The following is a 12161-nucleotide window of genomic DNA, read 5'->3' on the forward strand; positions in this document are numbered from 1 at the left end:
ACATGTCTAAAGTCGCTCTCATCACCGGCGTTACCGGGCAGGATGGTTCTTACCTGGCAGAGTTCCTGCTGGAAAAAGGTTATGAAGTGCACGGTATTAAACGTCGTGCGTCTTCTTTCAACACCGAACGTGTGGATCATATCTATCAGGATCCTCACGCGGCGAACCCGAAATTCCACCTGCACTACGGCGACCTGACCGATACCTCCAACCTGACCCGTATCCTGCAGGAAGTGCAGCCGGATGAAGTGTACAACCTGGGCGCGATGAGCCACGTAGCGGTCTCCTTCGAGTCCCCGGAATACACCGCTGACGTTGATGCCATGGGTACGCTGCGTCTGCTGGAAGCGATCCGCTTCCTCGGCCTTGAGAAGAAAACTCGCTTCTACCAGGCATCCACCTCTGAGCTGTACGGTCTGGTGCAGGAAATCCCACAGAAAGAGACCACGCCGTTCTACCCGCGCTCTCCGTATGCGGTTGCAAAACTGTACGCCTACTGGATCACCGTGAACTACCGTGAATCCTATGGCATGTACGCCTGTAACGGCATCCTGTTCAACCACGAATCTCCACGTCGTGGCGAAACCTTCGTGACCCGCAAAATCACCCGCGCTATCGCCAACATCGCGCAGGGTCTGGAGTCTTGCCTGCACCTCGGCAACATGGATTCCCTGCGTGACTGGGGCCATGCCAAAGACTACGTGAAAATGCAGTGGATGATGCTGCAGCAGGAACAGCCAGAAGACTTCGTAATTGCGACCGGCGTGCAGTACTCCGTACGTCAGTTCGTTGAAATGGCCGCGGCACAGCTGGGCATCAAACTGCGCTTTGAAGGTACCGGCGTGGAAGAGAAAGGTATCGTTGTGTCCGTGACCGGCCACGACGCACCGGGCGTGAAGCCAGGCGACGTGATTGTGCAGGTTGACCCGCGCTACTTCCGTCCTGCTGAAGTAGAAACCCTGCTGGGCGACCCAACCAAAGCGCACGAGAAGCTGGGCTGGAAACCAGAAATCACTCTGCAGGAGATGGTTTCCGAGATGGTAGCCAAAGATCTTGAAGCAGCGAAAAAACACTCCCTGCTCAAGTCTCATGGCTACGAGGTTGCCATCGCGCTGGAGTCCTGAGAATGACAAAACAACGTATTTTTGTCGCCGGTCATCGCGGAATGGTGGGTTCCGCGATTGTGCGCCAGCTCGAGCAGCGCGGTGACGTAGAAGTGATTGTCCGCACCCGCGACGAGCTGAACCTGCTCGACAGCCGTGCGGTACAGGACTTCTTTGCTAACGAACGCATTGACCAGGTGTATCTGGCGGCGGCGAAGGTGGGCGGCATTGTTGCCAACAACACTTACCCGGCGGATTTCATCTACGAGAACATGATGATCGAGAGCAACATCATTCACGCGGCGCATCTGCACAACGTGAACAAGCTGCTGTTCCTCGGCTCGTCCTGTATTTACCCGAAAATGGCGAAACAGCCGATCGCCGAAAGCGAGCTGCTGCAGGGCACGCTTGAAGCAACCAACGAGCCGTACGCGATTGCCAAGATTGCCGGGATCAAGCTGTGCGAGTCCTATAACCGTCAGTACAACCGCGACTATCGTTCGGTGATGCCGACCAACCTGTACGGACCGCACGACAATTTCCACCCGAGCAACTCGCACGTGATCCCGGCGCTGCTGCGCCGCTTCCACGAGGCGACTGCCGAGAACGCACCGGACGTGGTGGTGTGGGGCAGCGGTACGCCGATGCGTGAATTCCTGCACGTGGACGACATGGCTGCCGCCAGCATTCACGTGATGGAGCTGGATCGCGAAGTGTGGCAGGAGAACACCGAGCCGATGCTGTCGCATATCAACGTCGGTACCGGCGTGGACTGCACCATTCGCGAGCTGGCGCAAACCATCGCGCAGGTGGTGGGTTACAAAGGTCGCGTGGTGTTTGACGCCACCAAGCCGGACGGTACGCCGCGCAAGCTGCTGGACGTGACCCGTCTGCATCAGCTGGGCTGGTATCACGAGGTGTCACTGGAGCAGGGACTGGCCAGTACCTACCAGTGGTTCCTGGAAAACCAGCACCGCTTCCGGGGGTAACGATGTTTTTAAGTCAGGAAGATTTTGCCACGGTAGTGCGTTCCACTCCGCTCATCTCAATTGATTTGATCGTGGAGAACGAACGCGGCGAGTTCTTGCTGGGGAAACGAACCAACCGTCCTGCACAGGGCTTCTGGTTCGTACCCGGCGGGCGCGTGCAGAAGGATGAGACGTTGAGCGATGCGTTTGAGCGTCTCACTCTGGCGGAACTGGGCCTGCAGCTGCCGATGGCGGCGGGCCAGTTTTACGGGGTCTGGCAGCACTTCTATGACGATAACTTTTCGGGCACGGGGTTCACCACGCACTACATCGTGCTGGGGTTCCGCCTGAAGGTGAGTGAGGCAGACCTGCGTCTGCCTGATTCTCAGCATGACGACTACCGCTGGCAGACGCCAGAGGCGCTGCTGGCCAGCGACAATGTGCACGACAACAGCCGTGCCTATTTCCTGGCCGATCGTCAGTCCGGAGTGCCGGGCTTATGAAAATTTTAGTGTACGGAATCAACTACTCGCCGGAGCTAACCGGCATCGGGAAATACACCGGCGAGATGGTCGAGTGGATGGCGAGCCAGGGACATGACGTGCGGGTCATTACCGCGCCGCCGTACTACCCGGAATGGAAAGTCGGGGAGCGCTACTCAAGCTGGCGCTACCGTCGCGAAGAGGGTGCAGCGACCGTCTGGCGCTGCCCGCTGTATGTGCCTAAGCAGCCCTCGACGCTGAAACGGTTGATTCATCTCGGCAGCTTTGCCCTGAGCAGTTTCTTCCCGCTGATGGCGCAGCGCCGCTGGAAGCCGGATCGCATCATCGGCGTGGTGCCAACGCTGTTTTGCACGCCGGGCATGCGCCTGCTGGGCAAACTCTCCGGCGCGCGCACCCTGCTGCACATTCAGGATTATGAAGTTGACGCCATGCTGGGCCTGGGGATGGCAGGCAAAAGCAAGGGCGGCAAGGTGGCTAAGCTCGCCAGCGCGTTTGAGCGCAGTGGCTTACACAACGTGGATTACGTCTCAACGATTTCGCGCTCGATGATGAACAAGGCGCAGGAGAAGGGCGTCCCGGCGGAAAAGGTGATCTTCTTCCCGAACTGGTCCGAAGTGGCGCGTTTTCGCGACGTGACTGAGCAAGACGCTCAGGCGCTGCGCGCGCAGCTTGGCTTGCCTGAAGATCAAAAAATCATTCTTTACTCAGGCAACATCGGCGAAAAGCAGGGGCTGGAGAGTGTGATTGAAGCGGCCCAACTGCTGAACCAACATCCGTGGACGTTTGTGATTGTCGGGCAGGGTGGTGGAAAAGCGCGGCTGGAAAAAATGGTCGGCGAACGCGGCCTGACCAACGTGAAATTTTTCCCGCTTCAGTCTTACGAGGCACTGCCTGCGCTGCTGAAGATGGGTGACTGCCATCTGGTGGTGCAAAAACGCGGTGCCGCGGATGCGGTGCTGCCGTCCAAGCTGACCAACATTCTGGCAGTGGGCGGCAACGCGGTGATTACGGCAGAAGCCGAAACAGAATTAGGCCAGCTGTGTGACAGCTATCCGGGCATTGCCGTGTGCGTGGAGCCGGAATCGGTCCCGGCGCTGGTCACCGGAATTGAGCAGGCACTTGCCATGCCAAAAGTGAACACGGTGGCACGTGAATATGCCGAACGCACGCTCGAGAAAGAGAACGTGCTGAGCCAATTTATTGCAGATATACGGGGATAAATCATGAGTCAAACCACTTTGTATCCGGTTGTGATGGCTGGTGGCTCTGGTAGCCGGTTGTGGCCGCTGTCCCGCGTGCTCTATCCAAAACAGTTCCTCTGTCTGAAAGGGGATCTCACCATGCTGCAGACGACGGTCAACCGTCTGCACGGCGTGGAGTGTGAAAGCCCGGTGGTAATTTGTAACGAACAGCACCGCTTTATTGTTGCCGAGCAGCTGCGCCAGCTGAACAAACTTACTGAAAACATCATCCTGGAGCCTGCCGGTCGTAACACCGCGCCTGCGATCGCCCTGGCGGCGCTGGCGGCAAAACGCAGCAGCCCGGACTGTGACCCGCTGATGCTGGTTCTGGCGGCAGACCACGTTATCCAACAGGAAGACGCATTCCGCGACGCGGTCCGTGCGGCCATTCCTTACGCCGAAAGCGGCAAGCTGGTGACCTTCGGCATCGTGCCGGATCTGCCGGAAACCGGCTACGGCTACATCCGTCGCGGCAGCGTGGCGCCGGGTGAAGGCGACAGCGTGGCGTTTGACGTGGCGCAGTTTGTCGAAAAACCGAATCTGGAAACCGCGCAGGCCTACGTTGCCAGCGGTGAGTATTACTGGAACAGCGGGATGTTCCTGTTCCGCGCCGGACGCTATCTGGAAGAGCTGCGCAAATACCGCCCGGATATTCTGAACGCCTGCGAGAAAGCGATGGCGGTGGTGGACCCGGATCTCGACTTCATCCGCGTGGATGAAGAGGCGTTCCTCGCCTGCCCGGAAGAGTCCATTGACTACGCGGTGATGGAGCGCACGGCAGATGCAGTTGTGGTGCCGATGGATGCGGGCTGGAGCGATGTGGGCTCCTGGTCCTCCCTGTGGGAGATCAGCGCCCATACCCCGGAGGGTAACGTCCATCACGGCGATGTCATTAGCCACAAAACGGAAAATAGCTACGTCTACGCCGAGTCCGGCCTGGTCACCACGGTCGGGGTGAAAGATCTGGTGGTTGTCCAGACCAAAGACGCCGTGCTGATTGCCGACCGTAACGCCGTGCAGGACGTTAAAAAAGTGGTGGAGAAAATTAAGGCGGATGGTCGCCACGAGCACCATATTCACCGCGAAGTGTACCGTCCGTGGGGGAAATATGACTCCATTGATTCCGGTGACCGCTATCAGGTGAAACGCATCACCGTGAAGCCGGGCGAGGGGCTGTCGGTACAGATGCACCATCACCGCGCCGAGCACTGGGTGGTGGTGGCGGGTACCGCCAAAGTCACTATCGACGGTGAAGTCAAACTGCTGGGTGAAAACGAGTCCATTTATATTCCGCTGGGGGCGACGCACTGTCTGGAGAACCCGGGGAAAATTCCTCTCGACTTAATTGAGGTGCGTTCCGGCTCGTATCTGGAAGAGGACGATATCGTGCGCTTCCAGGACCGCTACGGGCGGGTGTAGCACTCTGCATTATGCCCGGTGGCGCTGCGCTTACCGGGCCTACGAATGACAAAAAAATTAATTTGGCCATTTAGTGGTCAGGGCCGACTGTTGCCTGAAAAAGGGGTCATCATGGAAAAATTAACCTGTTTTAAAGCCTACGATATTCGCGGCAAGCTGGGCGAAGAGCTGAATGAAGACATTGCGTGGCGCATTGGCCGCGCGTACGGCGAATACTTAAAACCGCAGACCATCGTGCTGGGCGGCGACGTGCGCCTGACCAGTGAATCCCTGAAGCTGGCCCTGGCGAAAGGGCTGCAGGACGCGGGCGTGGACGTGCTGGACATCGGTCTTTCCGGCACCGAAGAGATTTACTTTGCCACCTTCCACCTGGGCGTGGACGGCGGTATCGAAGTGACGGCCAGCCACAACCCGATGGACTACAACGGCATGAAGCTGGTGCGCAAGGGCGCACGCCCTATCAGCGGCGACACCGGCCTGCGCGACGTGCAGCGTCTGGCGGAAGCCAATGACTTCCCGCCGGTGAATGAGGCTAAGCGCGGCAGCTACAAAAAAATCAACCTGCAGAAAGAGTACATCGACCACCTGCTGGGCTACATCAACGTGGCGAACCTCAAGCCGCTGAAGCTGGTGATCAACTCCGGTAACGGCGCGGCCGGCCCGGTGGTGGATGCGCTGGAAGCCCGCTTTAAGGCGCTGAACGTGCCGGTGACCTTCGTGAAAGTGCACAACACCCCGGACGGCAACTTCCCGAACGGTATTCCTAACCCGCTGCTGCCGGAGTGCCGCGACGACACCCGCAACGCGGTGATTGAGCACGGTGCGGACATGGGTATCGCCTTTGACGGTGACTTCGACCGCTGCTTCCTGTTCGACGAGAAAGGGCAGTTCATCGAGGGCTACTACATTGTCGGCCTGCTGGCGGAAGCGTTCCTTGAGAAAAACCCCGGGGCGAAAATCATTCATGACCCGCGCCTGTCATGGAATACCGTCGACGTGGTGTCCGCGGCAGGCGGCACGCCGGTGATGTCCAAAACCGGCCACGCCTTCATCAAAGAGCGCATGCGCGAAGAAGACGCCATTTACGGCGGCGAGATGAGCGCCCACCACTACTTCCGTGATTTTGCCTACTGCGACAGCGGGATGATCCCGTGGCTGCTGGTCACCGAGCTGCTGTGCCTGAAGGGGCAGACGTTGGGCGAGCTGGTGCGCGACCGCATGGCGGCGTTCCCGGCGAGCGGGGAGATCAACAGCAAGCTGGCGCAGCCGGCCGAGGCCATTGCCCGCGTGGAGCAGCACTTTGCGCTTCACGCGCTGGAAATTGACCGTACGGACGGCATCAGCATGGCGTTCCCGCAGTGGCGCTTTAACCTGCGCTCGTCCAACACCGAGCCGGTGGTGCGCCTGAACGTGGAGTCCCGTGCTGATACGGCGCTGATGGAAGCCCGAACGAAGGACATTCTGGCGCTGTTGAATCAGTAATAATTGCCCCTCCCGGTGGGAGGGGGAACCGAATACAGGAACAACGATGACGAATCTAAAAAAACGCGAACGAGCGAGAACGAATGCATCGTTAATCTCTATGGTGCAGCGTTTTTCTGATATCACCATCATGGTCGGTGGATTGTGGGCGGTGTGTCGGATCAGCGGGCTGCCGTTCTTATATATGCATCTGCTGATGGCCCTGATTGCGCTGGTCGTGTTTCAAATGATCGGCGGAATGACCGATTTCTACCGCTCGTGGCGCGGCGTCAAAATGACTACCGAACTGATGCTGCTGCTGCAGAACTGGACCCTTAGCCTGATATTCAGCGCAGGCCTGGTGGCGTTCAGCCATGATTTTGACAATCGCCTCGTCACCTATCTCTGCTGGTATCTGTTAACCAGCGTCGGCATGGTGGTGTGCCGTTCCCTGATCCGCTTTGGTGCGGGCTGGCTGCGTAACCGGGGTTATAACCGTCGCTTCGTTGCCGTGGCGGGCGATCTGCCGGTCGGGAAGGTACTGCTCGACAGCTTTCGCAAAGAGCCGTGGTTAGGTTTTGAAGTGGTGGGGATCTATCACGATGCGAAGCCGGGCGGCGTCCCTGCGGACTGGGCGGGTAATTACGACCAGCTTATTGAAGACGCGAAAGCCGGCAAAATTCACAACGTCTACATTGCCATGCAGATGAGAGACGAATCCCGCATTAAGCAACTGATGCGCGAGCTGGCGGACACCACCTGCTCCGTGATCCTGATCCCGGACGTGTTTACCTTCAACATCCTTCACTCCCGCATTGAAGAGGTGAACGGCGTGCCGGTGGTACCGCTATACGACACGCCGCTGTCGGGTATTAACCGCGTGCTGAAGCGCGTGGAAGATATCGTGCTCTCTTCACTGATCCTGCTGCTGATTTCGCCTGTTCTGTGCTGCATTGCGCTGGCGGTGAAGCTGAGCTCTCCCGGCCCGGTTATCTTCCGCCAGACCCGCTACGGTATGGACGGCAAGCCGATTATGGTGTGGAAATTCCGCTCCATGAAGGTGATGGAAAACGACAAGGTGGTGACCCAGGCAACGCAGAACGATCCGCGCGTCACCCGCGTGGGGAACTTCCTGCGCCGCACCTCGCTGGATGAACTGCCGCAGTTTATCAACGTCTTTACCGGCGGCATGTCGATTGTTGGCCCGCGTCCGCACGCGGTGGCGCACAACGAGCAGTATCGCTCGCTGATTGAGGGCTACATGCTGCGCCATAAGGTGAAGCCGGGCATCACCGGTTGGGCGCAGATCAATGGCTGGCGCGGCGAAACCGACACGCTGGAAAAAATGGAAAAACGTATCGAATTCGATCTGGAGTACATCCGTGAATGGAGTATCTGGTTCGATATCAAGATTGTTTTTCTGACCATCTTCAAAGGTTTCGTGAACAAAGCGGCGTACTAAGATGAGCTTACGTGAAAAAACCATCAGCGGGGCGAAGTGGTCAGCGATGGCGACCATCGTCATCATTGGCCTCGGTCTGGTGCAAATGACCGTGCTGGCGCGCATTATTGATAATCACCAGTTCGGCCTGCTGACCGTCTCGCTGGTGATTATCGCGCTGGCCGATACGCTGTCTGATTTTGGTATCGCCAACTCGATTATCCAGCGCAAAGAGATTAGCCATCTGGAGCTGACCACGCTCTACTGGCTGAACGTGGGGCTGGGGATTTTCGTGTTTGTGCTGGTGTTTCTGCTGAGCGATACCATCGCCAGCGTGCTGCACAACCCGGATCTCGCTCCGCTGATGCGCACGCTGTCGTTTGCTTTCGTGGTGATCCCGCACGGACAGCAGTTCCGCGCGCTGATGCAGAAAGAGCTGGAGTTCAACAAGATCGGCATGATCGAGACCAGCGCCGTGCTGGCGGGCTTTACCTTTACCGTCGTGAGCGCCCATTTCTGGCCGCTGGCGATGACCGCCATCCTCGGTTACCTGGTGAACTCTGCCGTGCGTACGCTGCTGTTCGGCTACTTTGGGCGTAAAATTTACCGCCCGGGACTGCATTTCTCTCTTGCGTCCGTCTCGTCCAACCTGCGCTTTGGCGCGTGGCTGACGGCGGACAGCATCATCAACTATGTGAATACCAACCTGTCGACGCTGGTGCTGGCGCGTATTCTTGGCGCGAGCGTGGCGGGGGGCTACAACCTGGCCTACAACGTCGCGGTGGTGCCGCCGATGAAGCTGAACCCAATAATCACCCGCGTGCTGTTCCCGGCGTTTGCCAAGATTCAGGACGACACAGAGAAGCTGCGCATCAACTTCTACAAGCTGCTTTCCGTGGTGGGGATCATCAACTTCCCGGTGCTGCTGGGGCTGATGGTGGTTTCCAGCAATTTCGTGCCGCTGGTATTTGGCGATAAGTGGAACGGCATCATCCCGATCCTGCAGCTGCTGTGCGTGGTGGGGCTGCTGCGCTCCGTGGGAAACCCGATTGGGTCCCTGCTGATGGCAAAAGCGCGCGTGGACATCAGCTTTAAGTTCAACGTGTTCAAAACCTTCCTGTTTATTCCGGCGATTATCGTCGGCGGGCATATGGCCGGCGCCATCGGCGTGACGCTGGGCTTCCTGCTGGTGCAGATCGTCAATACCGTTCTGAGCTACTTCATCATGATCAAGCCGGTGCTGGGTTCCAGCTACCGTCAGTACATCCTGAGCCTGTGGCTGCCGTTCTATCTCTCATTGCCAACCCTGGCGGTGAGCTACGGCCTGGGCATTATCCTCAGCGGCCATCTGCCGCTGGCCGCGCTGCTGGCGGTGCAGGTTGCCGCGGGGGCGCTGGCCTTCGTCGTGATGATCGTACTTTCTCGCAATGCGCTGGTGGTAGAGATGAAGCGCCAGTTTTGCCGTAACGAAAAAATGAAAACGCTGCTTCGCGCAGGCTAGTTATTTAAGAGGCCATTATGAAATTATTAATTCTTGGCAACCACACCTGCGGCAACCGTGGCGACAGCGCCATCCTGCGCGGTTTACTGGATGCAATTAACACCCTTAAGCCTGAGACCGAAGTGGACGTGATGAGCCGTTATCCGGTCAGCTCATCCTGGTTACTGAACCGCCCGGTGATGGGCGACCCGCTCTACAGCCAGATGAAACAGCATAACAACGCCGCGGGCGTGATGGGCCGCGTGAAGAAAGTGCTGCGTCGTCGCTATCAGCATCAGGTGCTGCTCTCCCGTGTGACCGATACCGGCAAGCTGCGCAACATTGCTATCGCGCAGGGCTTTACCGACTTTGTTCGCCTGCTGTCCGGCTATGACGCCATTATCCAGGTCGGCGGTTCATTCTTCGTCGATCTCTACGGCGTACCGCAGTTTGAGCATGCGCTGTGCACGTTCATGGCGAAAAAGCCGCTGTTTATGATCGGCCACAGCGTCGGGCCATTCCAGGATCCGCAGTTTAATCAGTTGGCGAACTATGTGTTTGGCCACTGCGATGCGCTGATCCTGCGCGAGTCGGTCAGCCTCGACATGATGAAGCGCAGCGAAATTGACACCTCAAAAGTTGAGCACGGCGTGGACACCGCCTGGCTGGTGGATCACCAGGACGACAGCTTCCAGCCGAGCTACGCGGTGCAGCACTGGCTCGACGTGGCGGCGAAACAGAAAACCGTCGCAATAACCCTGCGTGAGCTGGCGCCTTTTGATAAACGTTTAGGCACGACGCAGGCGGCGTATGAGAAAGCCTTCGCCGACGTGGTGAACCGCGTGCTGGACAGCGGGTACCAGGTGCTGGCGCTCTCAACCTGCACCGGTATCGACAGTTACAACAAAGACGACCGTATGGTGGCGCTGAACCTGCGCAATCTGGTGAACGACCCGTCCCGCTATCACGTGGTGATGGATGAACTGAACGACCTGGAGATGGGCAAGCTGCTCTCCGCCTGCGACCTGACGGTGGGCACCCGTCTGCACTCCGCCATTATCTCCATGAACTTCGGCACGCCGGCCATTGCCATTAACTATGAGCACAAGTCCGCCGGGATTATGCAGCAGCTCGGTATGCCGGAAATGGCGGTGGATATTCGTCATCTGCTGGATGGATCGCTCGGGGCGATGGTGGGGGACACGCTCGGCCAACTGCCTGCTATCAATGAACGTCTGGCGGTGGCGGTGAAAGCCGAGCGCGAGAAGGGCATTGGGATGGTGAAATCGGTACTCGATCGCGTACGGGAGGGGAAATGAAGGTTGGTTTCTTCTTACTGAAATTTCCGCTGTCGTCCGAAACGTTTGTTCTGAACCAAATCACCGCGTTTATCGATATGGGATATGACGTGGAGATTATCGCCCTGCAAAAGGGCGATACCCAAAACACCCATGCGGCGTATACCCAGTATGGGCTGGAGGCGAAAACCCGCTGGCTGCAGGATGAGCCGTCCGGGAAGCTGAGCAAGCTGCGCCACCGGGCCAGCCAGACATTACGCGGGATCCACCGCGCGTCGACGTGGCGGGCGCTGAATGTTTCCCGCTATGGGGCGGAGTCACGCAATCTGATCCTGTCGGCCATCTGCGGGCAAACGGCGCAGCCGTATCGTGCCGACGTGTTTATCGCTCACTTTGGCCCGGCGGGCGTCACCGCCGCGAAGCTGCGCGAACTGGGGGTGATTGACGGTAAAATTGCGACCATCTTCCACGGTATCGACATCTCAAGCCGTGAAGTGCTGAACCACTACACGCCGGAATACCAGCAGCTTTTCCGACGCGGCGACATGATGCTGCCTATCAGCGACCTGTGGGCCGGACGGCTGAAAAACATGGGCTGTCCGGGAGAGAAAATTGCCGTTTCGCGAATGGGCGTGGATTTAACGCGCTTCACGCGTCGTCCTGTAAAGGTGCCGGGAACACCGCTGCAGATCATCTCCGTCGCGCGTCTGACCGAGAAGAAAGGGCTGCATGTGGCGATTGAAGCCTGCCGCCAGCTGAAAGCGCGCGGGGTGGATTTCCACTACCGCATTCTCGGCATTGGGCCGTGGGAGCGTCGTCTGCGCACGCTTATCGAACAGTATCAGCTGGAAGATGTCGTAGAGATGCCCGGTTTCAAGCCGAGCCACGAGGTCAAGGCCATGCTCGACGAGGCAGATGTGTTCCTGCTGCCCTCCGTAACGGGTGCCGATGGTGATATGGAAGGCATTCCGGTGGCGCTGATGGAGGCGATGGCCGTGGGTATACCGGTGGTATCGACCCTGCACAGCGGGATCCCGGAGCTGATTAAGTCGGACCATTCCGGCTGGCTGGTGCCGGAGAATAACGCCATGGCCCTTGCGGACCGATTAGCTGCCTTCAGCGACATCGACCAGCAGGCGCTGGAGCCGGTGCTCCAGAATGCCCGAGAAAAAGTTGAAACCGATTTTAACCAGCAGGTGATTAATCGCCAGTTAGCGAGCCTGCTGCAAACGTTGTAACGCCGAGGA

10 protein-coding genes are annotated in these 12161 nt (G+C 58.3%); all 10 read left to right on the top strand.

What is annotated here, in order from left to right; translation table 11 throughout:
* Positions 1–2 precede the first annotated feature (2 nt).
* The 10 genes from gmd to wcaL all read left to right on the top strand — a co-directional run bounded on the left by gmd (position 3) and on the right by wcaL (position 12152).
* A complete protein-coding gene (gmd, locus tag DOU50_RS17935) occupies positions 3–1124 on the top strand; it encodes a GDP-mannose 4,6-dehydratase (protein ID WP_014884502.1) in 1122 nt (373 codons plus the stop codon).
* 2 nt (positions 1125–1126) lie between these two features.
* Positions 1127–2092: a GDP-L-fucose synthase gene (gene fcl / locus DOU50_RS17940; protein ID WP_024908102.1), complete on the top strand. Its 966-nt coding sequence runs from the start codon at positions 1127–1129 to the stop codon at positions 2090–2092.
* 2 nt (positions 2093–2094) lie between these two features.
* Entirely contained in the window at positions 2095–2574 is a 480-nt protein-coding gene (locus DOU50_RS17945; RefSeq protein ID WP_024908101.1) for a GDP-mannose mannosyl hydrolase, read from the top strand.
* The gene (gene wcaI / locus DOU50_RS17950; protein WP_024908100.1) at positions 2571–3794 is read left to right on the top strand and encodes a colanic acid biosynthesis fucosyltransferase WcaI; all 1224 of its coding nucleotides are present in this window, start codon (positions 2571–2573) and stop codon (positions 3792–3794) included. Before DOU50_RS17945 ends, wcaI begins: the two co-directional genes overlap by 4 nt.
* A gap of 3 nt (positions 3795–3797) precedes the next feature.
* Positions 3798–5234, top strand: coding sequence for a mannose-1-phosphate guanyltransferase (gene cpsB / locus DOU50_RS17955; protein ID WP_024908099.1), 1437 nt, complete (start codon positions 3798–3800; stop codon positions 5232–5234).
* A gap of 111 nt (positions 5235–5345) precedes the next feature.
* Entirely contained in the window at positions 5346–6716 is a 1371-nt protein-coding gene (gene cpsG, locus DOU50_RS17960) for a colanic acid biosynthesis phosphomannomutase CpsG (protein WP_148769850.1), read from the top strand.
* A gap of 46 nt (positions 6717–6762) precedes the next feature.
* Positions 6763–8157: an undecaprenyl-phosphate glucose phosphotransferase gene (gene wcaJ, locus DOU50_RS17965; RefSeq protein ID WP_032646472.1), complete on the top strand. Its 1395-nt coding sequence runs from the start codon at positions 6763–6765 to the stop codon at positions 8155–8157.
* A gap of 1 nt (position 8158) precedes the next feature.
* On the top strand, positions 8159–9637 hold the full coding sequence (gene wzxC, locus DOU50_RS17970; protein ID WP_039025004.1) for a colanic acid undecaprenyl disphosphate flippase WzxC: 1479 nt from the start codon (positions 8159–8161) through the stop codon (positions 9635–9637).
* A gap of 17 nt (positions 9638–9654) precedes the next feature.
* Complete coding sequence (gene wcaK, locus DOU50_RS17975; protein WP_032658813.1) at positions 9655–10935, top strand: colanic acid biosynthesis pyruvyl transferase WcaK; 1281 nt, start codon at positions 9655–9657, stop codon at positions 10933–10935.
* Positions 10932–12152: a colanic acid biosynthesis glycosyltransferase WcaL gene (gene wcaL / locus DOU50_RS17980; protein ID WP_148769851.1), complete on the top strand. Its 1221-nt coding sequence runs from the start codon at positions 10932–10934 to the stop codon at positions 12150–12152. The genes wcaK and wcaL overlap by 4 nt, the downstream gene beginning before the upstream one ends.
* The last annotated feature ends 9 nt before the right edge of the window (positions 12153–12161 follow it).

The organism is Enterobacter sp. C6, from assembly GCF_008122455.1.
GTDB lineage: Bacteria > Pseudomonadota > Gammaproteobacteria > Enterobacterales > Enterobacteriaceae > Enterobacter > Enterobacter pseudoroggenkampii.